Raw genomic sequence first — 25,533 nt, forward strand, 5'->3', positions numbered from 1 at the left:
TTGATTGCTCTCTCACGTACAGACCCACTCACGGATCTTGCACGCCTGTCCCTCGCCACCGCAGAGACTCATTGCTTTGTCCTCTGCTTTTTGTCGGGTCTCATCTGAGGCCGCACCCCAAGAGAGTGCTCCACCAGTTACAGATTTGCCGACAGACAAAGCCGCGCAATGTTCGTAGGGAAAGCCGGTGCCATCATCATCATTCCAATGGCGATGATTGCGGAAAACCGTGATGATCTTGCAGTTCTTTCCGTCTGCATTCTCACAGTATTCTAGCGCAGTGCTTTCCGCCTCATCGCGCTTGTCCGCGCCCCAAAAAAAACCATGCCGATTGTCCGCGACGGAATAGGCGATCGCACCCCAAATCCCTTTCTCTGCAAGGACCGGTTCCGGAATGGACTCGGGGACAGACATGTCGGCCGCATGGCTGCCGGGAGAAAGTCCAATGACCATTGAGAGCAGTCCAATCGAGAGGATGCGGTTAACATACATACGAATGCTCCATTGTCTGGGAGTTGCAATGCGGAAACGAGGCGCGGTTGTCATCCAGCCAAACTCCCTACGGAAACAACGACACAGCTGTTGCCCGAGGGGATCAGCAGCGCTTGGCCGCCATTGTTTGCAAGATTGTAATATGGAGTTCCAGAAAGGGTTTCAGCAAGCGCGCTGCCTTGCGGCAAGGTTGCGATCACCTCCTGGCAGGGTTTTTGAAACGGCGCCACGCGGACAAAGGTCCCCTCACAGCCCGCAGCCGTCGGAGAGGCAACAACGACACCAGCCGCTTGTTCCTTATATTCCGGTGTGTTGTAGCTCATTCCTGCAACGGCTTGCACAGAGTGCGCATCCGGAGACGTCTTGTTCCATTGGGTGTTGACGGAATAGGTCGAGCCGAAGGTCAGTGCTTGTCCGAGGACCGGAAAAAGATTGGCACAGGTGCGGATGCCAGCCTGGCCGATATGTGTGCGGAACGGCGTATCGTCTTTGGCTCCGGTTGGGGCCTGTGCCTGCGCGGTTGCCTCGGCGGAGAAAACCGATCCCATATACGGATGAAACTGAAAAGCCAGTACCGCTCCTGCAATGAGAATGGCCCCGATGCCAGCGAACCATTTGAAGCGTCCCTGCCGAGGTGATCCGGAACTGGCCGGTTCTCCCTCGCCTGCATTGCTCTTGGAACGCGATAGGATGCGATCATTAATCGATTGCTTGGCCAATTTGGCTTTCTCCCGCTATTTGATTGCCGACAAGGCAGCCGCCAAACCTTTGAACGGGGCGTCGATGCTGACGTTTTCACCCGAGTTCAAAGAGTAAGACACCCGGACGGTTGTCTGTTTACTGATTTGCTGGCGCAAAATCGGGCCGACGGGCAGATAACCGATACAGACCGCTGCGTCACAAGCCTTCACCTCAACACCGACGTCGCGGTCCATCCCCGCAAGCCCCAATAAAATCTTACTGCCAGCACCGATGACTGCCGGTGCCCGCAAGATCATGAAGGGCTTGCCGTCTACATTTGCCGCTAGAGACCAGCTGAACACCGGTGTTCCCTGCTCATCGATGAAGGACTGGCTGATGTTGCATACCCTGCGTCTGGTCTTCAGGTTCTCGTCACAAATGAGGGTCCAGTTCTCGAAGGGGTGAATGATCCGGCGATACTTGCCGATTGGCACCCCTTGCGGTACCAACACGTCCGACGACTTGACTTTATAGCCTCCCGCGGCGGCTTGGCTGCCTGAGATGAGCAGGCAAACCAAAAGCCTTGACATTGACGGGAACCTCGCACGTGCCATCGCGTCAGATGTCTCAGTTGAGGGTTACACTGACACCCGCACCAACGCCCACACTGCCACCTGTCGTGGCACCGGACAGGTTGGCGCGCACGCGTCCATTCTCGCTGGTGTAGCCAGCACCGAAGGCCAAAGCGCCTTCGTTGCGCCAATAGCCGCCGCCCATCGACACACTGAGCTTGCCGGGGCGGTCATCGTAGCGCAGTGACGCGGCAGCCAAGCCGATGGCTGCCGCCCGTCTGGCTTCACTGCGAACTTCACCGATATCGTTGCTCAGCTGACCCAATTTGGAGTCCGTATAGGCGTTGGCGCTGTTGAGCGTGGTTGCACCAACCTGATCTGTATAGGATTTGGAATCTGCCAGCGTCGTGCTCATCCCATCTTTCAGCTGCTTGACATTTACCGCATCATTATTGGCTACACCGGCAGCAACGTTGCTGATCAGCACCGGGGCATTGGGATCGCCGCCCTGGAGTGTGATTGTGTTTGTCTTGCTGCCGTTACTTGTGTCGTACTGGACCGCGGAGTTTCCAAGGTTGCTAATGCCGGTTGTGAGAGATGCAATCGATTGGTTCGTCGCATAGAGCTGGCTGCCGTTGATGGCGTCGGTCGATGCAGCATTGATCTGGCCCGCCGCCACGTTGGTGATCGTCCGTTCCGCACCGGCACTGCCGACACTCACTGTTGACGTCGGATTGGTGCCTGCAAAATTATAGGTCTTGCCGTTGATGGTGGTGCTGGTGGTTGCAACCACGGCCGAGGTGGTTGAGCCGGCACCCAGCGCCACGTCCCCGGCTTGCGAGGTAGCCTGCGCGCCCGCGCCCAGCGCCACGTTGGTAGCAAAGGTTGTCGAGGATCCGGCGCCCAGCGCCATGGACTGGATGCCGTTCGCCTGCGCATTGGTGCCGAGGGCGATCGAATCGGCAAAATTGACCGTGGCATTCTGGCCGAGGGCGATGCCGCCTGGAGCAGTCTGCTGGACAAGCGCACCGTTGCCGATGCCAATGCCATTGTCGCCATTGACGATGGTCGATGGGCCTACCCCCACGGAATTGGTGCCCACGGCCAGCGAATCCGCCAGAGTGGAGTTGGCATGGAAGTATTTTGTTGTCGTGGTGGCAAACGAAGTGAGGGCGCCGGAAAGCTGGCGGATCGTCACCGCATCGCTTGCCTGCGTGCCATCGGCAACATTGGTGATCTGGCGGTAACCGGTGGCATTGCCGACCGAGACGGCGCCGAGCAAGGCAAGGTCGGTGGTGTTATAGGGAATGAAGGTGCCGATTGTGCCTGTCGCTGGCGCGAGGGCGCGGCTGGATACCGAGCCCGCACCGATTGCGACACCGCCGAGCACCGCGGCCTGGGTATTGTAGCCGAGGGCCAGAGAGTTTGCCGCAGTCGACGATGCGGCAACGCCCGCCGCCAATGAGTTGGTCCCGGTCGCACCGTTATTGGTGTAGTTCGCCTGCTGCGTGCCACCATCATTGAAGCTGTAGTAGTGCGTAAGCTGCCCTGACACGGCGTCGATCGACTGGTTCGTCGCGAAGAGCTGCGAGCCGTTGATCGCATCCGTCGACGCCCCGTTAATCTGACCCGCCGCCACATTAGTGATGGTACGTTCAGCGCCAAGCGCGCCAACGCTGACGGTTGAGGTCGGCGCTATACCGGCGAAGGAATAGGTGACGCCGTTGATCGTGGTGCCGGTTGTGGTAACCGCTGTGGCAGTCTTGCTACCGGAGCCCAGCGCCACATCATTCGCATTGGTGGCTGTTGCCCCATTGCCGACGGATACTGAACCGGCGCCCGTTGCTGTGGAGACCGGTCCGATGGCAACCGAATCTGTCCCCGTCGCTGTCGAATCCGCCAGCGTCGAATTGGCGTGGAAATACTTGATGCCTGCGCCATTGTTGATGTTGTTGATCGTCGTACCCAGACTGTCCACTGCGGAATTGGTGGCGAAGAGCTGCGAGCCGTTAATCGCGTCCGTCGACGTTACGCCGATCCGGCCTGCCGCCAGATTGGTGATAGTGCGCTCAGCGCCTGCTGCGCCAACGCTGACCGTGGACGTCGGGGTGGTTCCTTGAAAGCTGTAGGTTGTGCCGTTGATTACGGCGCTGGGCGTGCCGATCGCCACAGCGGTGACAGAGCCCGAGCCCAATGCCACGTCGCGAGCATTGTTCGCTTTGGCCGCATCGCCAAAGGCCAGCGAACCGGCACCGAGTGCGCTGCTGGCGTTGCCGAGCGCGACCGACCCCTGGCCGATGGCCTTGTTGGAGTTGCCGATAGCCACAGCACCATTGGCCGCATTTGCAGCCGTTGCGCTCGCTGTACCGTCTGAATTGGCAATATTGTTCGCGCCACCGGTAAAGGCGCCCGTGCCGCTGGCGTAACTTGGATCACCGATGGCAACCGCACCGTCGCCATAAGCGGTATTGCCGGCGCCGATCGACACTGCCTTGCCGCCGGTTGCAGTTGCGCCGGTGCCGATGGCGACGGCATCGGCTGAATCGGCCTTGGCGCTCGTACCGAAGGCGATGGCGTTCACACCGCTCGCCGTGGCACCAAGTCCCACAGCGGTTGCGCTGGCGGCGGTCGCCGTAGCGTTGTTGCCGAGTGCGGTGGTGGAGACGTCCGTGGCCCGGGCTCCAGAGCCAGTTGCGACGGAACCTGCTCCGCTGGACACGGATTGATTGCCCAGAGCCAGGGAGAAGTCACCCGAAGCCTTGGCGACATTGCCAAGTGCTTGCGCGTTTAAACCTACGGCATTGGCCTGGGAGCCGATGGCGACGGCATTTTGCCCGGCGGCATTGGCGAGATAGCCCATGGCTGCGGTCCCTACGCCGGAGGCACTTGCCCCGTTTCCGACTGCCGTGGACTGGTTCGCCGACGCTGTGGCGGAGGTTCCGAACGCGCTGGCCCCGGTCCCGGTCGCTGAAGAGCTTGAACCGATTGCGGCCGACCACGCCCCCGTTGCGGTTGCGGCCGTGCCGAGCGCAACGGCCTCGAACGTGAAACCAGCAGGAGCGGTGCCGCTTGCATTGGCATTCGTGCCAATGGCAACAGGAGAACCGCCACCCGTTCCAGCGTTTGCCTTGGCGCCGACCCCCATAGCTATGGCTGAACCGTTTGAAGATGAAGCGTTGGAGGACAATCCAATCGCCACCGAGGCACCGCCCGAAGAGCTGGCCGTTGAGCCGAGGGCGATGGCGTTCGCCCCGTTCGCAGTGGTGTTGACACCAAAGGCTGATGCTCCGTCCGCAAGTGCGCGGGCGTTGCCGCCTACGGCAAGAGCATTGACACCGGTGGCATTCGCGAAGACACCCATGCCTATCGCGTTGAGACCATTGACACCCATCGAATAACCAATGGCAATCGAAGCATCGCCCGTTGCGGTGATAGCGGTGCCTAACGCCACGCCGTTGTTGCCATTCACGTGGGCGCCAGAGCCGACGGCGGTTGAGGCGGCGCCGGGAGCGGTGCTACCACATCCGATCGCTGTGCTTTGCCCCCCAGCAGAGGGAGTCGTGCAGTTCGCGACGTTGGTCAGAACGCCGTTACCAATGACGCCCTGCGCGACAGCTGCCTGCGGAATCATGATCCCCGCCACGGCAAGCTGCGCCCCGAGCACCCCGCCGACACCGAGCGTGCCCAGCCCCAGCCGATTGCGCTTGATACAAAAAACACGGGGGGCGGACCGCAACACCGCCATAAGGCGACGCCGCACTGAGCGATTGCCGTCAAGCGCTCCCGGCACCCGGTTTCGCGTGAAGACGGCGATCTTACGGAGAGCAGTAACGCATGAAAGAAGCATCATTTTGCAGTCCCTCTCAAATCAACGGCGGTTGGCTCCTTCGCGAACCCCGCGTTTATTTCCGGTGCAGATTGGTATTGATGTCAGTTCTGAATTGAAGCGGCGCCACCGGCGTGCCGGATGAAAAATTCCCGGCCATCCTTGCGGCCGATGGCTTCAATGGGCTCAAGTGCATTGGCATACCAGTCGTCCCCGTCAGGAGGCGTGGCGAGAAGCGCCTGCGTCACCCGGTCAGACGGCATGACGTGAGCAAGGCGGTTGCGGATCGCGCCAAGATGTTGATCGGGTGGACTGCTTTCACAGAATGGAGTTGTGAGACCCAACACATAGGTTGCCAGCAAGAGATCACATCGAGGATCAGGTAGCTCCGTCTGTTGCCGCTGCTTCAGCGAGGCAGCGACAGCCGTTACTCTGCGATCAAGCTCATCAAGAAGAGATTGAGACAAGGCGGGTGCGAGGCTCATAGCGTCCCCCTGCGGCCCGTTTCCCGTCGGCGGACAACCATCCATCCGGTTCAGGAACCTTGGCCAAAAACGTTTACGAAAAATGGCCAACTGATTTTCCACGAGTGACAAAATATATCGCTCCCATTTGCTTAAGGACCAGAATATGCGAGATTATTTGGCATGGCATCGATATCTTGCGTCAGGCCGGTAAGCGGCGCTTCGAAATTCCCCTCTCGTATGAGGTGATTGAGCACAACTTTTGATAAAGATATTCCACGGAATCGTCATTTTTCCAGAATCTTACTTTAAAGCGAAATCTTGGCGCGATTGAATGCGGCAAAATACAATAGCGTTAACAAAAATGGAGTTTCCATCTCATGTTCATTTCAAATGACGAACAGCATGAGGTAGCAAGGGCCAGTACTGATTTGCATAATGATATACGACAATCGATCGCACTCGCGCCGGTTACTGACCTAGTACAGCGCGGCGGTTTTTCCAAACATTGGGCATCCACTGTGACATTGGTAAATTGCTCGTTTGCCGTTACCGTAGATGTCTAATTTTTGCTGGAGTAATTTGCTTATAGCGCCTCATGGTATCGGTCAGGTGGCTTTGACTGACAAAGCCTGTCTGAAGCGCGATATCTGAGATCGGCAGTACAGTTTCCAGGAGCAACTGCTCTGCCCTCTGCAAGCGGATCTGCATCAGGTATTGATGCGGCGGCATGCCAAACGTCAGCTTGAAGGCCCGAATAAAATGGCTGGCTGACATACGCGATAGGTTTGCAAGTTCATTGATCGGTACACTGCCAGATATGTTTTGCTGCATGTATTCGATCACCCGCTTCGACATCTGAACGGACAAACGCCGCGCCGCCGAAGACATCACTTGTTGCTTGGCGCTAGAATAGTGTCTTAGCAGGTGCACCCCAAACACAGTCAGCAATGAATCCAGATAAAGTGAGTTTTGCGACGACCCTGTTATCTCGGTAACTATAGTTTGTGCCAGTCGCAACGCCCAAAGATCGACGTGTCCAAACTTCGGCGGCTGCAGTTCCCAGTTGCCTCCTTCCAGTTCCGCAGCCGCCAAGTCTGGAAAGGCCGCGGGCCTGAAAGCAATTGCCGCATTCTGTTTCAACCCACTCCAACGCAATGTCCGTTCAATATTGGACGGATTGACGACCAGCATGCCGATTGGAGCTTCAAATTTCTGCAGGCGGTCGCTGGAAAAAGCTGCTTCCATACCAACTGGAGACAGGACTACAGAGGCAAATTCTGCGTTGGAGCGGAATGTCATCGATCCTGCAACTCTCGATGCATTGATAACAGCACCAATGGATGTTTCACGCCGGGGGCCAATCTGCGTAGGAATATCCGAGAGCATTCCCGATTGTTTGCTCGCTTCAAGCTCAATAACAGTATGGTGCAACTGCCTACCCTCTTTGACCCGTTTTCGAACGGAACGCACTTGTCCAGCATCGCGCAAACTTCCACGCTCACCGCAGATACGTGCGAACCCATTTGAAGTACAAATTATGAGAAATGCTTCCTATCGCTGGGCAAATCGGCCGAGAAACGCAGGGGCAATTGCAACGAAGCCCGGAATCTCGTTCGACGCCAGCCAATCGATTGCGGCTGCCATCCCATTCAACGGAAGTATCTACAATACAGGCGCCTTTGCCCGCGTGCTGTTAAGTCACACAATTCAAATGTTGTAAATCTCGTCCAAATGCTCGCTTCGTTTACAGAATTCTCCCCAAATTCCAATTCAAAGAGATTCACAATGAGGAAAACCTCAGCCAAATCAAAGATATGGTGAAATGAAATTCAAATTTTGATATAATTTTCAATCACTTATGCTATGCTTGCGTGCGCATTAAGAAGATTGACTGATATCAAAAAAAGTAAGATTCTAGAAAAATGAATGGATTTCTGGAACTCTGTCGAATCGGTTCATGGGTCATTCCGGTTGCCGGAAAGTTTGCAACAAAGCCCTATTCTCCACGCGCATATTCAAGTTGCAGTGCAACCAGATCTGCAGTTTCGTTGCCGTAGCGGGCCGCAATCATTTCAAGCGTGGTGTCGAGAAATCTCGAAGAAGCGGCCTTTTGGTCAAAGAATAACTCGACATAGCCCGTATCCTTCTCCTTATCCGGCACGAGTACAAGGCCATGCCGCGATTTCACACGGTTGTTCCCTGATATAGCGATCGCTTGTGAACGATATGTTCTCGACCATGCATCGGCACTGAGAGCCAGTGCGATTTCGTCAAAACCCTCTGTAATCGGAATGGATAACGTCTCGTGTTTCCAAAACGCGAGGTAGTTTCGAGCAACGAGCCCTGCGCGGCCCACCGTCAGGCGAAATGGCGCGGAAACATGCGCTGAAGTCCAGTTTTCAATACCGAGTTCTGTCGCCGTGGCTCTGGCTTTTGCACATCCCGCCATTGCTTCAACTAGGGCAAGGCTTGCCGGAATAGACGCGGTAACACCGGTGGTGGTCATGATGTTGTGGTCTACGACATAGCGCCTGCCCCGAATCCATCGTGTCTTAGGGAACTGTCGCGCAATACTATGGAACGCATACCAGTGAGTTGTTGCACCCCGTCCCTGCAGAATACCTGCCCGTGCGACGATCCATGCTCCCTCACAGATAGCGGTAACGAATGCTCGCTTTCGAGCTTGCTCCTGCACCCAGTTGATAACGACGTCACTTCTGTTGTCGTGCATCGCTGGCACAATCAGAACATCCGCACCTGCAGGGTAAACCTTGTCAAAAGTTTCCATCGTCATATCCGATTCAATGGCGAGGGCTGGCATCCGGTTGATTGTGCCTGCTTGCGCGGAGACGATGACGATATCGGCAATGTCAGCTGACTTCAAAACACCGTAGGGCACAACCAGATCAGTCGTCTCCGTGCCCACATTATCCGCCACAATCGCAACGAGTGGCCGAACGCGTTCAGCCTTAACGGCAGGCAGGTGAATGCGGTCGATATCTGCGGCCGCTGAAGCCCCAGACAAGATGAGGAGAAAGAGGAGAAGGGTTTTCCAGATTAGCTGACGCATGATGGTTTCCAACTTTGAAGACGGCATCCCAACCTATGCGCACACTGCCTCTGGCGAAAATGACAAAATTATCGCATTTTACGCCAATGAAAACGCAATCTGGAACGACAACACGAATCCTCCTGATCGGCTACGAAGGGGTGCAAGCCTTGGATGTAGTCGGCCCAATGGAAGTATTCGCGGCAGCGAATCTCTTTAAGTCCGAGCACACTCCGCCATATGAACTTCTGCTCGCATCTCCGACGGGAGGATCGATTAAATGTAGTTCGGCAGGCGGTATTCGTCTTGGCGATGCCATCGCGCTCGATGCCGTTCCCAACGAAACGGTCATTGTGGCGGGTGGCAGCGAGGATGATTGCGGAAGGTAATCTTCGAGACCAGCCTGATCGAATGGCTGAAATTACGTGTTTCGAGCACTCGTCGTCTGGCCAGCGTATGTACTGGGGCTTTCGTACTCGCTGCAGGTGGCTTTCTGGACGGAAAACGCGCAACAACTCATTGGAATTCAACTGGCTTGCTCAAAGAGTTGCGACCTCAGATCAAGGTCGAGCCAGATGAGATCTTTGTAGCCGGGCCACCAGTTTACACTTCTGCCGGAATTACGGCAGGAATTGATCTGTGCCTCGCTTTGGTTGAAGCCGATTGCGGGGCACAAACGGCTTTGTCCGTCGCCCGTCAGTTGGTGCTGTTCATGCGCAGGCCTGGAGGGCAGGCTCAGTTCAGTCCGAGCCTCGCGGTCCAGGTCAAAGCGACGCCACGACTGCGAAAGTTGATGGCTCTGTTGCAAAAATTTCTTGCTGTAGAATGAAATTCCAGGCGTCTGTGTTTTTTGACGAGGAAGCCCTCTCTTTATTTGCTCACGGTTGCGTTTCACTGTTGCCGGGCGGTTGTTCAAAGCCGTTTTCTCTCAGGGGAGGGAATATTTTTCTCTGATTTTACGGGTCTAAAATTTTTGCAACAAAGCCGCGACATCTGCTCCTCGAAAAACGGCAGCGGATATCTGCAGCAATCCCGGCGTGTTCAATCAATGCATCGCGGCGATGCCATCGCGTGCGTTTCGTCGGATCGTCTGCGGTGGTTGCCCAAGCGTCCGCAAGAATGCCCGACGCATGCGATCGCGATCCGCGAAGCCGGTTTCTACCGCGATCACATCCATTGAGTGCCGACCTTCCTCCATCATCAGTCGCGCTGCCTCGACGCGAAGATTCTCGACGGCTTTGGCCGGGGATTGGCCTGTCTCTGCCCGGAACGCCCGGCTGAACTGACGTGCACTCAGGCTCGCAGCGTCCGCCAGTTCCTCTACCGACAGGACATTGCGTAGATGGGCCTTGGCATAGTCGATCGACCGCTGGATTCGATCCGACTTTGGTTCGAGTTCGAGCAACGCGGAGAACTGCGACTGTCCTCCGGCGCGCCGATGATAGACCACGAGCTTACGAGCGACAGAGCGGGCGATGTCCTGGCCATGGTCCTTCTCTATCATTGCGAGCGCCAAATCGATGCTGGCGGTCATTCCGGCCGAGGTCCATATACTACCGTCCACGATGAAGATGCGGTCATCCTCGACCTTCACACTTGGGAAACGCTCCTGAAGTTGCCGAGCGAAGGCCCAGTGTGTTGTTGCACGACGTCCATCAAGCAAACCGGCCTCAGCGAGGATGAAGGCACCAACACATGGTGCAGCCACCCTTCGAGCGATCCCGAGCGAATGGCGAGCGAACGCCAACAGCCCTGGAGTCATCGGCTCGATCGTCGCCCCGGCTCCAAACATCACGGTATCGCGCACCGTGTCATCGAATGGCTTCGTACTGACACCGAAACCAGCGGAAGACTTCACCTCTCCTCCAGCCTCCGAAAGCAGCTCGATGTCATAAGCTGGAGTTCCCAGCGCGAGGTTGGCCATCTCAAAGGCTGTAATCGCAGCGAAGCCCATCAACTGAAATCGCGGAAATACAACGAAACCGACCCTGTGCATGCTGCGACATCTCCTTCGCCCGACGACGTTCTTACGCGAACCGAAAATTGCTCAAGTTGATGGATACCATGAGAGGATCCTCGACAACACGATCATCTGTACCGCGGGTGAAGGCACGGCGTTTCGTTGAAAACCAAATGCCGCTGGCTTCCTCATAGTCATAAACTCGCTGTGCGGCCGCGAACCCGCCTGCGACATCAACATAGTAGTCGTGCCGTCGCAGCAGCAGGTCGCTGCCGAAAAAGAAGTCCTGCACCGCGCTATGCGTCGCGATCCGCGTTGGAATACGCGCTCTCAGCCGATGCCAGCGTTCTCCCGCCTCGCTCCAGGGGGAAAGCTCTTCGACCACGACGCCAGGAAGAGTGAGCAGGAATGGCGTCGTCAAGTAGGTCCACAGCGCGTACCCATTGAAATACGCGCGGTGAAGTGGGTTCCACGGCGTTGTCATCTCATGCCCGGCGAACGAAGCGCGGGGATTTCCAAGCTCAGCCACGACGCCGCCGTCCGTCTTTTCGATCGCAATGTGCTTCGGCGTGAAGACGGTTCGCTGGTCAGGTGCACCGAAGGGGATAACAGAGGCCCTTTCTTGATGGAGCCAGACCGTCATCTCCCGTGGATCGGAATCCTGGTGCAAGCCCCTTCATTGCCCAAAGTGCGCCGCCTGTGACAATCGTCGTCTGGACAGTGTTGAACTGAGCCCACCGGTCAAGTCCGCCATGCGCGGCAACGATGCGGTTTAGCAGATCAGTCATATGTTCCTCCATCGAAGGGGCGCCAGCCTCGCGCAGCACGTCGCGAGGCGCCACTGCCCCCTGTTTGTCTCGTTATGTGCTAGCTCCGAGCCGATACCGCGAAGCCGGTTTGTTGAGCGACAGGTTGGGCATGAGCTTGTGACGCGCAGCCTCGTAGGCTTCCCAGTCGCCGACATCCGGCAACGACGGAATGGTGACCTTCTCACCCAGTTCGAGCCCGGCAAGCGCAGCGTCCACCATGTTTTCGGCAGACATGACGATTTCGCTGGGAACATGTTCCAGGGGCGTGCCTGCATTGCCCCAGAACTCGGTCGCCGTCGCTCCCGGCAAAACGGCCTGGACGCGGATGCCCGTGTCGGCGAGTTCTTTCTGAAGCGACAACGTGAAGGCCAAAACAAAAGCCTTGCTGCCGCCGTAGACGCCGTTCAGTACTTCCGGCACTATCCCGACGATTGATGCGATGTTGATGATCGTTCCAGTCCCTCGCGCAGCGAATCCAGGGACCGCCGCGTAGGTCAGTCGCGTCAAAGCACTGACATTCAGCGTGATCATCTCCTCCATTTTGTCGACCGAAGTGTCGAGAAGAGGAGCCGTAGCACCGAAGCCGGCATTGTTGACCAGCGCCGTGATGCTGGCATCGGTCCGCAAGACCTCTTCGATGCGGGCGAGATCCGCCTTGTTCCCGAGATCGGCCGCGACCGTCTCGACGGCCCTGCCGGTCTCATCGCCTAAGCGCTTGGCTACCTCGTCAAGCCGAGCCTTGTTGCGGGCCACGAGGATCAGATCATAGCCTTGACGCGCCAAGCGGTCGGCGTAGATCGCACCGATGCCAGACGATGCGCCTGTGATCAGCGCCGTACCTTTTGAACTCTGTGTCATGATGAACTCCATTTCCTTGGGTGTGGAGCCCTGAAGATAGAGTAAGAAATTCGCGTCTTAAATGTCATATATCCGGCTTATTAGGACACGTTGATTGAAAGGACCAGTACTGACGTTAACTGTCGAGTAATCGATCGCGGATCTCACCACGCTCATGAAAGTAGACGGCGCGTTTCAGTTCGTGGGCGTAGATGGCTTTTGAAACGCGATGCGCACTTAGCAACGCCAGTGATGGCAATCAGACCAAATCTGCACTAACATTGAACCCGGATCGCCACTCGGGGGCAGGCCAGTTCGGAATTTCCGGAATTTAGGCCCATCTTTGAATGTCTATTCCGAACGTCATGCCGGTGATAGTCATAACTGACCAACGGGGTTGATAGCGACGGTCGCACCGACCGCCCTCCCGCCAGGTGGGAGATAAGACAATGCTGAAATTCGTCTTTGCTCTGGGGATACTCGCTCTCGCAGTGCCCGCCAGCGCTCAGGTTCCGGACTTTCCGGCTTCCTTCAAGACGCAGGAGATCACGACCAACGGCGCGACCATCCATGTTCGCGTCGGTGGTGACGGACCGGCAGTGGTTCTGCTGCATGGTTATGGTGAGACCGGCGATATGTGGGCGCCGATGGCAAGCGACCTTGCCCGCGATCACAAGGTCATCGTCCCCGATCTGCGTGGGCTTGGCCTCTCCTCTAAACCGCAAGCTGGTTTCGACAAGAAGACCCAGGCCGGCGACGTGGCCGGCGTCCTCGACGCGCTCAAGATCGATCGCGCCGATCTGGTCGCGCACGATATCGGCAACATGGTCGGTTTTGCCTTCGCGGCCCAGCATCCCGAGCGGGTCAATCGCTTCGTGCTGATCGATGCGCCCGTGCCTGGCGTTGGGCCGTGGGAGGAAATCTTGAAGAACCCGCTGCTGTGGCACTTCCGCTTCGGCGGACCGGATATGGAACGCCTCGTTGCTGGCCGCGAACGCATTTATCTCGATCGCTTCTGGAACGAATTCTCAGCCACTCCGAGCCACTTTACCGAGGCTTCGCGGGAGCACTATGCCAAACTGTACGCCCTTCCTGGCGCCATGCATTCGGGTTTCGCCCAGTTCGCCGCCTTCGATCAGGATGCGGCCGACAACCGGGCCTTCCTCGCTGCAGGCGGCAAGCTGTCCATGCCGATCCTGGCGATTGGTGGCGAGAAGTCGTTCGGCCCGATGATGGCAACCGTGATGCGCGCAGCGGCAACCGACGTGACTGAGGGCATTATCCCCGATTCCGGTCACTGGATCATGGAAGAAAATCCCGAAGCCACGACTAAGATGGTCCGTGTGTTTCTCGACAAGGCGCGCTGACCTTTCCGGTTTAACGTGCTCGCAGTTAGGTTCTCTTGCAAATTTCTTTTTCGTATTCCGCATGAAGCGGCTCGAAGTGGCATTTTCCACCCCGAGCCATATCGCTCTTAGGAGCGAAGGTTTTCTCTGATCCACTCTTCAGCGGTCGTGACGCTTACGCCATGTCGCGCGTTGAAGCTGTCGCGCTTTGGCCATGACACGCCTCTGCCCTCGGCAAAGACCGCCCGATATTTCTTGATGTGGTTGTCAGGGTCTTGCGCAAGTTCCAACTTGAGCTGATCAACTGTCCATTCAGTCTTTGTAAATGGCCGCCCGAGCACGGTCTCAAGCGTATCCGCGACCTTGCCATAAGTGACCGTGTCGCCGGCAAGATAGACGATCTCGTTGCGGATCATCGGCTGAGCGAAGACCACTTCGGCGGTCAAGGCACCGATGTCGTCAGGAGTCGTCAGCGTAACTTCCGTTTCCAGGCTGCCCAGCGCGTTGACGACGTTCCTTTCGAGATCGACGACCTCGAAGATCGGTTCGAACAGGAAGCTCGTGAACATCCCTGTTGAGATGACTACCCATTCGGTCTTGTCCTGCGCACGCAGAAGCTCGCGCACGTCGATTTGGGCGTCGAAAAGGTCTTGGGGGCTGCAACGGCCGATGACGTCGAAGTCGACGCCGAACTGCCATGGGAAGTACCGCTTGAGGTTCGCTTCCAGTGCAGCCTTGGCGAGCTTCATCGGCGTGTTACGGCCTGCGGAAAAGCCTGCACATCCGATCACCGTATCGAAACGGCCGAAGATCGCTGAAAGTTCACCTGTCGTCGCAGCAAGGATGTCGCCGGTGACGATCTCGATCCCCAGTTCGCGTATCTCGGAGACATCACGTTGTTTGACCGCGTTAGTCGACTGAACGGTCGCCGCCCGCAGGAGAACGCTGATCTTTGTACCCGGATGATCCTTGGCCTTACGCGCCAGATTGCGTAGTACGGGCATACCAAGCTCTCCGGCACCGATGACCAGGATCGACTGTGCTTCTGTTGTTGGGGTGAAGTTCATTCGGTGATCCTTTCTGATCTTTTCGTTCGTGTGAACGAGTAGATGGCATCTCTCGGAATGGATCGTAAGAAGGTACACGCGTGATACCATGAGGCGGGAAGATGACGAGAGACGAAATTCTGAACTATTCTCAGGCCGTCTGCGATGGGCTCCGCGAGGACGAGGACGGAGTAAGACGCGAAGTCCTGACCCATGCAGGAAACAGATGGTCGCTCGGCGTCATCCACACGTTGGGCGTCTACGGTAGACTACGACACGCGGATATCGGACGAAGAATGCATGGTGTTACCCAGAGGATGCTTACACGTACTCTCCGACAGCTTGAGAGAGATGGGCTGGTCACACGTCATGATCTGGTGGAGATGCCACCGCGCGTGGAATACGCGCTTACCGAGTTGGGAATGGGACTACTGATCCGTATGATCCCACTCTGGACATGGGTCGTAGAAAACTCCGATCAGTTTCGCAAATTGCGGGAGGAATTCGACGCGCGACCGCCCGTGAAACCGTCATGGCAGACTTTTTGATGGCTTGTAGAGTGCCACGGACAGGTTGCATCATGATCTAAAATTAGCTGCGGCTTGACACACCATGCCTGCTTTGGTCCGACAACAGACTTCAGCCGTTGAGTGAGATAAATACCACTGCATACAAAGCGCTGACTTCTTGCGATTGATCTTAATTTGACCGTTTCTCCATTGCCCAAAGGTGGCACCAATGGCTATTTCAGGACAATGACAACCTTACCTTTCGCACGACCTATCTCGATGTAAGTCAGCGCCTCGTTGGTCTTCTCGAACGGGAAGACCCTATCCATTACCGGCCGTATGACACCTGCTTCGATCAGCGACATGATCTTGCCGAGCTGTCCGCCGTTTGCCGTCATGAACAGGAACGAATAACTGACCTGGCGGCGGCTCGATTTCCTTCGGATACCAAAGCTCAGTAAGCGCATGACCTGCTGGAGCAACCAGCCTGAACCGTCCTGCTTCGCGAAGGCAGATCGGGCGGACCGGAGATCGATGTAAGCTTTCCACCGGGCTTCAGTACACGGAGTGATTTCTCCAGCTTGTCCGTGCAAAGACTGTTCAGCACGACATCATAGTCCCGCAAGATTTCATCGAATTTCTGTGTCTTGTGGTCGATCACGACGTCTGCTCCGAGATATTTGGCAAGGCATGGACGTCGCTTGCGGATTGATCGGCAGCAATCGCATTGAATTCGGCCCAGTGACCGAAGGCTTCAAAGCCAGTCTTGAACTCCGGAGCGTCAAAGGCGTGATTTGCGTCCTCGCAGGGGACCATAAAAAGTCGCGGGGCAATTGCCGCGTCAAGTTTGTTTCTGTTGGATCTGGCACTTAGAAACGGCAGTGCTGTCACTTTTAAAAAGCGGTGTTTTGGCGACACCCTGCCCTCAGTCACCAATTGCCCCACAGTTCTTTATGGTCCCCATTCTTACGGTTAAGTACAGTGCGACAGACGCCTTCTCTAAATGGTGATCAACGTCTCCATTCTGGCACATCAATGCCGTCCGGGGGCGCGTCCACCCCATCACAACCCGATAGAGAGGATCGCGTGCAAATCGGGTCATGACGCCTGATCTCACATTTTGATCGGTGTCCGGCTAACATTACAATGCCCATCTGCGATATCAGCCCGCCTCAAATACAGAGGTGGGGACAATTGAAGGCGCTGACACGGTAGAATTGACGCTACAAGCTTGAACAATCGACTAATTTACTCTGACCACTGCCTTAATCAGACCGCTTTTATTACGACTCCACCGAGGCAGAGCTTCCGGCACGTCAGCTATGTCAGTTTCATGGGTAACGAGCCTATCGATTGGCACGAGTCCTGATTTAATTGACGTTACAACATGCACGAAATCTTCCTGGTTCGCGTTTCGGCTACCAATTAGCATCATCTCGCGTTTATGAAACTCGGGATCAGAGAAACTGATCACATCCTTGACGACGCTGACCAAAACAAGCGCTCCGCCATGCGCCACATAATTGAAAGCAGTTTGAATGGAGCCGGCATTGCCCGTGGCATCGAAGACCGTGTCGAAACCTTCCTTGTCGCTGAGTGCAGCCAAGGTCTCTGCTGTTGTTGCATTAGCCAGGATGGTAGAGGCAAAGCCGAGCTCGTCTGCGGCAAAAGCCAGCCGTTCATCATCCGCATCGAGGAATGATACGTGATGTCCGGCAATGCGTGCAAAAAGTGCAGTGCCGATACCAATCGGCCCAGCGCCGATGACCAAGGTGCGCGAACCAGATCTTGCCAACGAGCGACGCACCGCATGCGCACCGATTGCCAGAAATTCCACAGTTGCAGCGTCACGCAATGACAACCCATCCGCTGGATAGAGGTTTCTAGCAGGGATAATGATCTGTTCGCACATAGCACCATCGGCATGGATTCCGATAACGCTTATGGAGGTGCAGCAATTGGGCTTGTTCTGGCGACAGGCAATGCACTTCCCGCAGGCAATATAGGGATTTATAATTACAGGTTCTCCCGTTGCAAGGGTAACTCCCTCTCCCACGCTCACAACCCTTCCTGATGCTTCGTGCCCCATAATCCGCGGATACTGAAGAAATGGGTGCTTACCTTCGAAAATATGATAATCGGTTCCGCAAATACCCACATAGCGCACGTCAACGAGTACCATCCCTTCCGGCACGAATCCGGGTTTCGGGCGCTCCTCTAAAGAGAGATGACCAGGCAAATGGCAGACAACCGCTTTCATTACAAATCCTAAGATTTCTTGAGATTATTTACGGCGGCGACGCAATTGATCAAAGTAAACAATGACGATGATGAGCACGCCAGTGATAACCCGCTGCCAGAACGAGTTGACGTTGAGAAGGTTCGCACCGTTATTGATTGTCGCCAGAATAAAGGCACCGAGCAGGGGGCCGTGAATGGATCCGACAGCGCCGAAAAGACTGGTGCCACCGATAACCGAAGAAGCGATGGCTTGCAGTTCCCAGCCTTCTGCCTGCGTTGCGTTGCCAATCCCAATTCGTGATGCCAGCAGCAGCCCGACAAACGATGCGCAGACGGCCGAGAGGATATAAGCAAGATAGATCGTGCCTTTCACATTGACGCCGGAAAGACGTGAGGCTTCCGCATTCGATCCAACCGAGAACAAATAGCGGCCCCAGCGACTGTGATGCAGGAAAATGTAGGCGGGAATACCCACAAGGACGACCATCCAGAAAAGGTTGGGCACGCCAGCGAAATCATTGCGGGAAAATTCAGTGAAGAGATCATTGTCGATCGAGATTGTAGCACCATTGGTGATCAACAGGCCGATGCCGCGCAGGGACGTCAGTGTGGCCAGTGTGATTATAAAAGGCGGAAGTCCGAGTCGCACGATGCCGAAGCCATGGAAAAGCCCGATACAGACACCAATGCCAAGGGTGATCAGGATCGCAGCCCAGATGGGGAAACCATGTGTCAAAAGCCAGGCAACGATAACGCTGGTGAAGCCGACGATCGCGCCGACAGACAGATCAATACCGCCGGTGATGATAACGAAGGTCTGACCAATCGCGAGGATCGCGATCATCGAGCCTTGCCGCAGCAAATTGGAAATGTTGTTTCCAGTCCAGAAACTGTCCGTCGAGAGACTTAGGACAAGCCAAAGCACAAGCAACAGGGCAAACAGCGTCAGTCCGAACAGGACATTGAAACGCCGCTTCGGGGTTGCGCCAATGTCTTTGGTTTCCAGGCTCATCAGGACAAATCTCCAGATAGTCGATGCGGGCAAGGGACCGCGGCGGATCAAATCAATTGCGTGTGCCGGTATCAGCAGATGCAGAACCGAGTGCTTGTGTCAGAATATCTTCATGCGTAACGGTTTTATGGGGATGGCTTGCCACAATTTGCCCGCGCCGGAAGACATGTAAGGTGTCGGCAAGTTCATAGACTTCCGGCAGGTAGGACGAGATAAGAATAATGCCGGCGCCGTTTTCCAGAAGAGTTGAAAACAGACGGTATATTTCAGCCTTTGTGCCGACATCGACACCGACCGTGGGTTCGTCGAAGATGAAAAGCTTGGCACCGTGATTGAGCCATTTACCGATGACGATTTTCTGCTGGTTACCACCCGACAGGCTCGCTGCGCTAGCGCTGCGCGAGGCCGTCTTGATGCGAAGGTTGGAAATCTGATCATCCGCATATTTGGATTCTTCCGTACGGGAAATCAGAAAATTTTGGCTCAGTTGCTTGTAGATCGGCAGGTTCAAATTGAGCGAGACAGGCAGGGAGAGGCACAGTCCCTGATCACGGCGGCTTTCCGGCGCCAAAGCTATGCCGAGTTTGATGGCATCGCGTTCGCGCCCGATATGAACTTCCTTGCCGTCCCAGAAAATCTTGCCGGATGATTTTGGGTGCCGCCCGAAGATCGTTGTAACAAATTCGCTGCGTCCCGCGCCGATCAAACCATAGAGGCCGACAATTTCACCCTCGCGGATACCGAGACTGACGTCTTCGAACCCATTGCCGGACAGATTTTTCGTCTCAAGAATGGTCTTGCCAAAGACAAATGGAACCTTGTGATAAATCTGCTCAATCGAGCGGTTGATCATCAGGTTGATCAACTCGTTCTCATTGGTTTCATCAATATTGCGCGTGCCAACCAACCGCCCATCGCGCAAGATGGAAACGCGATCGGCAAGTTCAAACACTTCTTCCATGCGGTGACTGATATAGACAATGGTGACGCCGCTTTTCTGAAGACGGCGGATCAATGCAAATAGCTGTGCCGCTTCTTCGCGCGTCAGGTAGGCGGTGGGCTCGTCAAAGATGAGGAAACGCGCGCCACGCGTAGCCGCCCGAGCTGTCGCGATCAGTTGCTGCTGACCGATAGTCAGATCGCTCAGGAGAGCGTGGGCCGGTAGCTTAAAACCAAGATCGTCAAGGATTTTCTGCGCCTCGCGCACCATATGGCGATGTTGCAGCAGACCGAACCGGCGGTGTTCCTCACCCAGAAAGATATTCGCGGCGACGGTGAGGTGCGGGCAGAGCACAACCTCCTGATGCACGGCGTTTATTCCATGCTGAATGGCTTCCAGCGGCGTTGTAAGGGCAACGGGCTCTCCCCGGAGAAATATCTCACCGGAGGTGCGGGGGATAACTCCAGTCAAAAGCTTGATCAGCGTTGATTTTCCCGCACCGTTCTCTCCAACGATGGCGTGAATTTCGCCAGCCTTGAAAGCAAGATCGGCAGGTTTCAGTGCGTGGGTTCCAAGGTATTGCTTTTCGAGCCCGCGCAGCTCCAGAATAGGCAAGCGGGCCGCCGCTGCGGATATGTTTTCACTTTGTCCGCTGCCGGACCGGTGCGAAATATCATGATCTGTCATGGCGGCCCCACTGATTGTTGAGCATATCAGGATCAGTTGAGCTTGGGGTTGAGCAACTCCTGTGCACGTTTTTCGTTCATATTGGCTTTGGTGATCAGGTTTGCACCCGTATCGACATTGGCTTCTGTCTTCTCGCCTTTTGAGGCAGCCAATGCGGTCTTGATGCCGTCATAGCCCATGCGGTAGGGGTCCTGAACAATCAATCCGGCCAAGGTCCCGTTTGACAGGAATTTGACCAGCTTCTCGTCGCTGTCAAAACCTATGACCTTGATCTTGTCCTGCGCCTTATTTTCGGCAATGGCCTGCCCCGCGCCCTGAGCCATGATCAGATTGGACGCAAAGATACCGTGCAGGTTCGGATTGGCTGTGATGAGGTCAGTGGTGATATTGAGACCGGTGGTCGCCTGCCCGTCTGCAACCTTATCGGCAATCAGTTTGAGGCCCGGATATTTGGCTGCTATTTGCTCTTTAAATCCTTTGGCACGCTGGTCGAGGGAGCCAACGCCGGGCAGTGCCGTGATGAGAGCCACATCGCCTTCAGCCTTGCCATATTTTTCCTTGATTGCGGCGGCGAGGCCATCTGCGGCTACCCGTCCGCCCTGCACGTTATCCGTGGTCAGGAATGAGGTGAAGGACTTTGAATCGGCAGCGGAATCGATACCGATGATCTTGACGGATTTTGCCGCCTCATCGATCGGCTTGCCGAGTGCTTTGAACTCGGTTGGTGAGATGACAATGGCCGCCGGTTTGCCGGAAACTGCATTTTCAAGAATGGAAATCTGGCCGTTGATATCGGATTCGGCCTGGGCACCAAGCTCCGGCACTTTGACGCCGAGATCCTTGCCTGCCTTGCGCGCGCCGGCAAGTACGATTTGCCAATAGAAGGACGTCGTATCCTTGACGATGATGGGGATGGTCACGTCTGCGGCCCGAACAGGTGTGGTTGACATCATGCCTGCGAATATGGCTAGGCCGACGGCACCAAGAACAGTTCTGCGATGGATGTGCTTTCCTGTAGAAATCATGGTTGCGTTCCTCTCATAGCGCCGGATTTATTTGTTTTACGTCCGGATCGAGAGGGCGCCTTTCGATCCGATCTTTATCGATAAAAAACACCGACTACACGAAGCTAATTTAAATATATTCTATTTGCAAGCACAGTGGCACTCATCTCATCGAAAATGGCATAGCAGCCGTTTAACCTGCTACCAGAACGTGGTTTGAGGAACCGGCGCTGTGACAAGAAGCCAGGAATCAAGGGCAGCTTTATTGCGAGCGAAGTACTTTTCTTGTGATAGCGGCCATATGGTCTGCCACGCGCTCCGCCCACGAATAGCTGGCGGCAAGCAAAACTAGGCCTATAAGGGTTCGCGCTGTCACACCAAAGTAGACCCCGACTTCATGAACACAAAATCTCTAACCTCATATCGCCCGGAAAATGTCGGCTCTTTCAAACACTTGCATCCCACTGCCCTTGAGCTGTTGCCGGTAACCACCAGTCTGCTCCACGCCCTCGGTAGATGTATGGTGTCGCTGCTTGGCATAAACGTTTTGCAATGTAACGGAAGGGCTGCTTTGTCCTTTATCGACAAAATACATTTTGCGATAAACCAATATTGCCGATAAACTGAAGATAGCAGTTTATCGATCAAGCGCATGAAGGAGCACGATGTCAAAGCAGAACACTGTCTTCAAAGACGGTTATAACCGGTGCCTTCGACTGCTCGATTCAATTGATACGCTACCTTCTGAATCTGAACTTGGGACCATACTCAATATCAGCCGTACAACCGTGCGTGCCATCACACAAAATCTTAAAGAGGTGGGGCTTGTCGAAAGTGGCAAGGGCAGCAAAATCGTCTTGCGCAAGCCGAAGAAATCCGACTATTTCCCAGATAGCGAAACCGATTCACTGTCGGAAATTATCGAACGCAACTTTATGAAGCGCATTCTGATGGGCGGAGCTCAACCCGGGATGCAGATCAACGAGCTTGAATTGGCACGCGATGTTGGTGTTGGCACATCGGCCGTGCGGGAATTCCTGATCCGGTTTAGTCGGTTCGGACTTATTGAGAAACGCAAAAACAGCCACTGGATACTGAAGGGTTTCACCCGTTCTTTCGCAATAGAATTATTTGAAATCCGCGAGATATTCGAGCTGCGTTCCGCCACTGCCTTCGCTAGTTTGCCGGACGATCATCCTGCAAGAGAAAGACTGGACGAGCTGGAAAATGAGCATCGCGCACTGCTGCGCGATATCGGCAAATACCCAGAAAAGTTTTCCGAACTGGACGAACGCTTCCATCGCATCATCCACACAGCGTCACATAACCGCTTCGTAATCGACTTCTACGACATTATTGCGATCGTCTTTCACTATCACTATCAGTGGAATAAGCAGAACGCCCAACAGCGTAATGCTCGCGCACTGGAAGAACATCTTGTCTATATTGACGCACTCCGCTCTCGTGACATCGCCAAGATAGAACAAGCTTGCCGCGCTCATTTACGCTCTGCACGTGAGACTCTGTTACAATCGATTTTGCCAGACGATGCAAACGTGGATGTCTAAATCTGGTTTCGTTGCAATCCATAGCAAGGCAAGAGGAAAAGCGATGGACGATCCAATCCGCTGGCGCCACATGGCAGGCGCGCCGAAAGACGGCAGTCGAATTCTCGTAACAATCCGGCCATCCGAACAGGGGCAGGCAGAAGTTGATCTCGCATATTGGTCTAGCGGCGATCAGTTCGGTGCCGAAGGCTGGCGCGCCTCGGATTCCTCACCCGGCCGCGTCATCGAGTATGCCGAGCCGGAATTGAAGTGCTGGATGCCAATGCCCTCGGCCAATCTCGATCGTACTGCTATACCCTCACCTTGGGAAGGCGAAGACGCCGAACAACTCAACGGTTCAGGAATTTAAGAACTCGCGTCGTTGCGGCCCATCGATACCGAGCTGATGCCTTGATGCATGAAATGGCAGCGGAAATGGAAGAGAAGCGGGCCACCGAACGGCGACTGCTTCGCGCCACCATTGCGGTCATTTCGGGACTATTGACGATCTACCGAAAGCTGTCATTGCCCTCAACGTGAAGTGCCACCTCAGACGCGGCGGCATTCCCGCGTCGACCCTTCTATGATAAGGAGTTGCTGAGTTGCGGCCTACCACAGTGATCGGACGCCATGCCAGGCTAATGTTGTCGGACTTCTCGACTGGCCACGGCCTCTCATTCATGCTTAAGACGTTCCCACTCGCCGATCAGCGACTTGTAATTTTCACGGAATATCGTCTCTTCGTTGCCTTGCAACGGTGTCGTTTGGGGCGAGAAGAATGTCCGGCGAAGAGGGTCGATAATACGCATGTCAGCTGGATCTAGTTCTGTCAGGGCTTGTTGCATTACCCACAGGCCCAACCGTCCGCCCTCGTCGGTGAGCGCCGGTTCTTTGCTGAAGTAGGGACACGATGCGAGCATATTCTCCCCTGACGCGCGCGTGCAGCGCATCCTTTATACGAATTGCGCCACCTAAGTCTTCTATCCGGAGGATACCGTGTACACTTTGGGGAATTATTTCGACAGGCTCGTTTGACCAACGCAATTTAGCACTGAGCAATTCGAGGACCCCGTCTTTTAACAGCGGATACAGTCGCTTAAAATTCCTGTTTGACTTTATGCGATCGTCAGTAAGTTGTGTGAGGTCACTCTCACCCGATATGTGCCTTTTGACATCTGACCAGAAAGGCAAATAGAAATCGCCGCCTCGGCTTCTAGTGCCTCCAGCTTCCCTTCTGCGGTCCAGTCGAATGTCTTCCTTCAAAACTGTTCGTCGCAACGATGGTGGCGCATAGAATAACTGCAGCGCCTTACGAAGAGGAACATCAAAAACAGACATACATACCCCGCCTATCATAGATTGAAGCACAAGTATCACTTCAATTTTTCTTCTCATGCAAGGGTATGAGTCAATTCTTAACTCGATAATTAGGGTGTCACTCGCTCAGAAACTGCGGAACATCTCATCGCACGGGTCGGATAATGACAACAGTTACCGAGATGCCACCTTGGAATTTCAATCAGACGGGGATGGGAATAAGATCGAGGGGGCCATAGCCCCGCAGCCAGAGCCGTTTGAACTCGAGATGATTTATGTCTACCGCCAGCTCTGACGTGAAGGGCGTGACGTAAGTTGAAGCGTCAAAGCCTTTAAATTCAATTCCAGCTTTCGCCATAGCCTTGAAAACCTTGCAGACTGCCGACACGGCAATTGGCATTAGGTCCAAGTAAACATGGTCATCAGGATAACGTTCCTGCGATGCACGTGTGCGGACAATCTGTAGACTCAACCGTTTGTTGATTAGTTCAGAACGCTGCTGCGCTTTGGCGCCTTTGATGAAACTGTCGAGATACGGCGATGCAACCGATGGATCCAAGCGAGCGTCTAAGTCGTCTAAACGCAAATAGTGTGACATTCGGATATTGCCACCATGAAGGGTATGATGATTTGCGAGCAAAAATGAGGCCCCAAGCCAACCCTCAGCGCCGTCTTGAATGTGCAAGCGATGATTTAGGGTGCGAAACAGAGGATGGTTGCGATGATGTATCGCATTTCTGACCGCGATCAAAAGCGCGGTGTCAGCATGTTCGAAATATGGGAACACATCCTTCGATACGTCGTAGAGCGTATGAAATGCCTCTAACTTCATCTCGAATGCGCGATCTATATTGTCTATTGCTTCTTCCCGATCTACTTTGAAGATCTCGGAAAATCGCCAATTCGCTTCAACGCATATCCGCATAGTGTTTGCGAGGTTGCTGACTGCCCCTTCGATGATACTCTTCTCGCTCAATGCTTACCAATCTTTCTGGCGAATGCGGCCTCTCGTCATGCAATTGGTACAACCAATACCGTAGAATCACGACATCAAAGCCTTTTCCCAATGATACGTTGTTGGAAATCAGTTTGGTAGAGGTGCTCGATGACGCCAGAAAGGAAAACGTTGCGAAGCGTATGAAGCGCTCTCGCGAGAAGCACGAACGGCCGGCTTTCCGAACTGGAACGTTA

At 55.0% G+C, this 25,533-nt stretch carries 24 protein-coding genes and 1 pseudogene; 6 read left to right on the top strand and 19 right to left on the bottom strand.

Going from position 1 to position 25,533, the window contains the following annotated elements:
* Positions 1 to 12: 12 nt before the first annotated feature.
* The 7 genes from RDL77_RS07280 to RDL77_RS07310 form a co-directional block, all read right to left on the bottom strand.
* Positions 13 to 492: a DUF4189 domain-containing protein gene (locus RDL77_RS07280; RefSeq protein ID WP_374042683.1), complete on the bottom strand. Its 480-nt coding sequence runs from the start codon at positions 490 to 492 to the stop codon at positions 13 to 15.
* Positions 493 to 542: 50 nt separating this feature from the next.
* Positions 543 to 1,211, bottom strand: a complete 669-nt coding sequence (locus RDL77_RS07285) for a hypothetical protein (protein ID WP_288192352.1) — start codon at positions 1,209 to 1,211, stop codon at positions 543 to 545.
* A gap of 15 nt (positions 1,212 to 1,226) precedes the next feature.
* The gene (locus RDL77_RS07290; RefSeq protein ID WP_288192353.1) at positions 1,227 to 1,763 is read right to left on the bottom strand and encodes an invasion associated locus B family protein; all 537 of its coding nucleotides are present in this window, start codon (positions 1,761 to 1,763) and stop codon (positions 1,227 to 1,229) included.
* Positions 1,764 to 1,800: 37 nt separating this feature from the next.
* Positions 1,801 to 5,595, bottom strand: a complete 3,795-nt coding sequence (locus tag RDL77_RS07295) for a YadA-like family protein (protein ID WP_288192354.1) — start codon at positions 5,593 to 5,595, stop codon at positions 1,801 to 1,803.
* Between the two features lie 80 nt (positions 5,596 to 5,675).
* On the bottom strand, positions 5,676 to 6,167 hold the full coding sequence (locus RDL77_RS07300; RefSeq protein ID WP_288192355.1) for a hypothetical protein: 492 nt from the start codon (positions 6,165 to 6,167) through the stop codon (positions 5,676 to 5,678).
* A 417-nt stretch (positions 6,168 to 6,584) separates the two neighbouring features.
* Positions 6,585 to 7,469 carry a helix-turn-helix domain-containing protein gene (locus RDL77_RS07305; RefSeq protein ID WP_288192356.1) on the bottom strand — a complete coding sequence of 295 codons (885 nt, stop codon included), beginning with the start codon at positions 7,467 to 7,469 and terminating at the stop codon, positions 6,585 to 6,587.
* 565 nt (positions 7,470 to 8,034) lie between these two features.
* A complete protein-coding gene (locus RDL77_RS07310) occupies positions 8,035 to 9,108 on the bottom strand; it encodes a DJ-1/PfpI family protein (RefSeq protein ID WP_288192357.1) in 1,074 nt (357 codons plus the stop codon).
* 35 nt (positions 9,109 to 9,143) lie between these two features.
* On the opposite strand from RDL77_RS07310, the gene RDL77_RS07315 reads away from it, so the two are divergent.
* Both RDL77_RS07315 and RDL77_RS07320 read left to right on the top strand, forming a co-directional pair.
* Positions 9,144 to 9,476 (top strand): hypothetical protein, encoded by a 333-nt coding sequence (locus RDL77_RS07315; protein ID WP_288192358.1) that lies wholly within the window; start codon positions 9,144 to 9,146, stop codon positions 9,474 to 9,476.
* Positions 9,464 to 9,916, top strand: a complete 453-nt coding sequence (locus RDL77_RS07320) for a GlxA family transcriptional regulator (protein WP_288192359.1) — start codon at positions 9,464 to 9,466, stop codon at positions 9,914 to 9,916. Before RDL77_RS07315 ends, RDL77_RS07320 begins: the two co-directional genes overlap by 13 nt.
* A gap of 216 nt (positions 9,917 to 10,132) precedes the next feature.
* On the opposite strand, the gene RDL77_RS07325 is transcribed toward RDL77_RS07320, so the two are convergent.
* From RDL77_RS07325 to RDL77_RS07335, 3 genes are all read right to left on the bottom strand, one after another.
* Positions 10,133 to 11,083: a GlxA family transcriptional regulator gene (locus RDL77_RS07325; protein ID WP_288192360.1), complete on the bottom strand. Its 951-nt coding sequence runs from the start codon at positions 11,081 to 11,083 to the stop codon at positions 10,133 to 10,135.
* A 31-nt stretch (positions 11,084 to 11,114) separates the two neighbouring features.
* A complete protein-coding gene (locus RDL77_RS07330) occupies positions 11,115 to 11,690 on the bottom strand; it encodes a hypothetical protein (RefSeq protein WP_288192361.1) in 576 nt (191 codons plus the stop codon).
* 217 nt (positions 11,691 to 11,907) lie between these two features.
* Positions 11,908 to 12,714, bottom strand: coding sequence for an SDR family oxidoreductase (locus RDL77_RS07335; RefSeq protein ID WP_288192362.1), 807 nt, complete (start codon positions 12,712 to 12,714; stop codon positions 11,908 to 11,910).
* A gap of 428 nt (positions 12,715 to 13,142) precedes the next feature.
* Here RDL77_RS07335 and RDL77_RS07340 point away from each other — a divergent pair, with 428 nt between their 5' ends.
* Positions 13,143 to 14,060 carry an alpha/beta fold hydrolase gene (locus RDL77_RS07340; RefSeq protein WP_288192363.1) on the top strand — a complete coding sequence of 306 codons (918 nt, stop codon included), beginning with the start codon at positions 13,143 to 13,145 and terminating at the stop codon, positions 14,058 to 14,060.
* Positions 14,061 to 14,167: 107 nt separating this feature from the next.
* Here the strand turns inward: RDL77_RS07340 and RDL77_RS07345 are convergent, their stop codons facing one another.
* On the bottom strand, positions 14,168 to 15,106 hold the full coding sequence (locus RDL77_RS07345; protein WP_288192364.1) for an aromatic alcohol reductase: 939 nt from the start codon (positions 15,104 to 15,106) through the stop codon (positions 14,168 to 14,170).
* 101 nt (positions 15,107 to 15,207) lie between these two features.
* Between RDL77_RS07345 and RDL77_RS07350 the strand changes: the two genes are divergently transcribed.
* Positions 15,208 to 15,633 carry a helix-turn-helix domain-containing protein gene (locus tag RDL77_RS07350; RefSeq protein ID WP_288192365.1) on the top strand — a complete coding sequence of 142 codons (426 nt, stop codon included), beginning with the start codon at positions 15,208 to 15,210 and terminating at the stop codon, positions 15,631 to 15,633.
* Between the two features lie 194 nt (positions 15,634 to 15,827).
* Here the strand turns inward: RDL77_RS07350 and RDL77_RS07355 are convergent.
* The 6 genes and pseudogenes from RDL77_RS07355 to RDL77_RS07380 all read right to left on the bottom strand — a co-directional run.
* Positions 15,828 to 16,282, bottom strand: a pseudogene (locus RDL77_RS07355) (zinc-binding dehydrogenase); the annotation flags it as partial.
* Positions 16,252 to 16,527, bottom strand: a complete 276-nt coding sequence (locus RDL77_RS07360) for a hypothetical protein (protein WP_288192366.1) — start codon at positions 16,525 to 16,527, stop codon at positions 16,252 to 16,254. The pseudogene RDL77_RS07355 and the gene RDL77_RS07360, both read right to left, overlap by 31 nt.
* A gap of 310 nt (positions 16,528 to 16,837) precedes the next feature.
* Positions 16,838 to 17,854 (bottom strand): zinc-binding alcohol dehydrogenase family protein, encoded by a 1,017-nt coding sequence (locus RDL77_RS07365; RefSeq protein WP_288192367.1) that lies wholly within the window; start codon positions 17,852 to 17,854, stop codon positions 16,838 to 16,840.
* 24 nt (positions 17,855 to 17,878) lie between these two features.
* Entirely contained in the window at positions 17,879 to 18,847 is a 969-nt protein-coding gene (locus tag RDL77_RS07370) for an ABC transporter permease (RefSeq protein ID WP_288192368.1), read from the bottom strand.
* A 52-nt stretch (positions 18,848 to 18,899) separates the two neighbouring features.
* The gene (locus RDL77_RS07375) at positions 18,900 to 20,474 is read right to left on the bottom strand and encodes a sugar ABC transporter ATP-binding protein (RefSeq protein ID WP_288192369.1); all 1,575 of its coding nucleotides are present in this window, start codon (positions 20,472 to 20,474) and stop codon (positions 18,900 to 18,902) included.
* A 32-nt stretch (positions 20,475 to 20,506) separates the two neighbouring features.
* Positions 20,507 to 21,499 (bottom strand): ABC transporter substrate-binding protein, encoded by a 993-nt coding sequence (locus RDL77_RS07380; RefSeq protein WP_288192370.1) that lies wholly within the window; start codon positions 21,497 to 21,499, stop codon positions 20,507 to 20,509.
* 644 nt (positions 21,500 to 22,143) lie between these two features.
* Between RDL77_RS07380 and RDL77_RS07385 the strand changes: the two genes are divergently transcribed.
* Complete coding sequence (locus RDL77_RS07385) at positions 22,144 to 23,046, top strand: GntR family transcriptional regulator (protein WP_288192371.1); 903 nt, start codon at positions 22,144 to 22,146, stop codon at positions 23,044 to 23,046.
* Positions 23,047 to 23,089: 43 nt separating this feature from the next.
* The gene (locus tag RDL77_RS07390) at positions 23,090 to 23,395 is read left to right on the top strand and encodes a hypothetical protein (RefSeq protein WP_288192372.1); all 306 of its coding nucleotides are present in this window, start codon (positions 23,090 to 23,092) and stop codon (positions 23,393 to 23,395) included.
* Between the two features lie 304 nt (positions 23,396 to 23,699).
* On the opposite strand, the gene RDL77_RS07395 is transcribed toward RDL77_RS07390, so the two are convergent.
* Both RDL77_RS07395 and RDL77_RS07400 read right to left on the bottom strand, forming a co-directional pair.
* A complete protein-coding gene (locus RDL77_RS07395; RefSeq protein ID WP_288192373.1) occupies positions 23,700 to 23,945 on the bottom strand; it encodes a hypothetical protein in 246 nt (81 codons plus the stop codon).
* A gap of 599 nt (positions 23,946 to 24,544) precedes the next feature.
* Positions 24,545 to 25,318 (bottom strand): hypothetical protein, encoded by a 774-nt coding sequence (locus RDL77_RS07400; RefSeq protein WP_288192374.1) that lies wholly within the window; start codon positions 25,316 to 25,318, stop codon positions 24,545 to 24,547.
* Between the last annotated feature and the right edge of the window lie 215 nt (positions 25,319 to 25,533).

The organism is uncultured Phyllobacterium sp., assembly GCF_902479695.1.
Taxonomy (GTDB): Bacteria; Pseudomonadota; Alphaproteobacteria; order Rhizobiales; family Rhizobiaceae; genus Phyllobacterium; species Phyllobacterium calauticae.

Excerpts from the sequence above, each read along its gene's own strand:
- RDL77_RS07280 (WP_374042683.1), bottom strand. The coding sequence starts at position 492 with ATGTATGTTAACCGCATCCTCTCGATTGGACTGCTCTCAATGGTCATT.
- RDL77_RS07290 (WP_288192353.1), bottom strand. The coding sequence starts at position 1,763 with ATGTCAAGGCTTTTGGTTTGCCTGCTCATCTCAGGCAGCCAAGCCGCC.
- RDL77_RS07295 (WP_288192354.1), bottom strand. The coding sequence starts at position 5,595 with ATGATGCTTCTTTCATGCGTTACTGCTCTCCGTAAGATCGCCGTCTTC.
- RDL77_RS07310 (WP_288192357.1), bottom strand. The coding sequence starts at position 9,108 with ATGCGTCAGCTAATCTGGAAAACCCTTCTCCTCTTTCTCCTCATCTTG.
- RDL77_RS07315 (WP_288192358.1), top strand. The coding sequence starts at position 9,144 with ATGCGCACACTGCCTCTGGCGAAAATGACAAAATTATCGCATTTTACG.
- RDL77_RS07325 (WP_288192360.1), bottom strand. The coding sequence starts at position 11,083 with ATGCACAGGGTCGGTTTCGTTGTATTTCCGCGATTTCAGTTGATGGGC.
- RDL77_RS07330 (WP_288192361.1), bottom strand. The coding sequence starts at position 11,690 with ATGACGGTCTGGCTCCATCAAGAAAGGGCCTCTGTTATCCCCTTCGGT.
- RDL77_RS07335 (WP_288192362.1), bottom strand. The coding sequence starts at position 12,714 with ATGACACAGAGTTCAAAAGGTACGGCGCTGATCACAGGCGCATCGTCT.
- RDL77_RS07340 (WP_288192363.1), top strand. The coding sequence starts at position 13,143 with ATGCTGAAATTCGTCTTTGCTCTGGGGATACTCGCTCTCGCAGTGCCC.
- RDL77_RS07345 (WP_288192364.1), bottom strand. The coding sequence starts at position 15,106 with ATGAACTTCACCCCAACAACAGAAGCACAGTCGATCCTGGTCATCGGT.
- RDL77_RS07350 (WP_288192365.1), top strand. The coding sequence starts at position 15,208 with ATGACGAGAGACGAAATTCTGAACTATTCTCAGGCCGTCTGCGATGGG.
- RDL77_RS07365 (WP_288192367.1), bottom strand. The coding sequence starts at position 17,854 with ATGAAAGCGGTTGTCTGCCATTTGCCTGGTCATCTCTCTTTAGAGGAG.
- RDL77_RS07370 (WP_288192368.1), bottom strand. The coding sequence starts at position 18,847 with ATGAGCCTGGAAACCAAAGACATTGGCGCAACCCCGAAGCGGCGTTTC.
- RDL77_RS07375 (WP_288192369.1), bottom strand. The coding sequence starts at position 20,474 with ATGACAGATCATGATATTTCGCACCGGTCCGGCAGCGGACAAAGTGAA.
- RDL77_RS07380 (WP_288192370.1), bottom strand. The coding sequence starts at position 21,499 with ATGATTTCTACAGGAAAGCACATCCATCGCAGAACTGTTCTTGGTGCC.
- RDL77_RS07385 (WP_288192371.1), top strand. The coding sequence starts at position 22,144 with ATGTCAAAGCAGAACACTGTCTTCAAAGACGGTTATAACCGGTGCCTT.
- RDL77_RS07390 (WP_288192372.1), top strand. The coding sequence starts at position 23,090 with ATGGACGATCCAATCCGCTGGCGCCACATGGCAGGCGCGCCGAAAGAC.
- RDL77_RS07395 (WP_288192373.1), bottom strand. The coding sequence starts at position 23,945 with ATGCTCGCATCGTGTCCCTACTTCAGCAAAGAACCGGCGCTCACCGAC.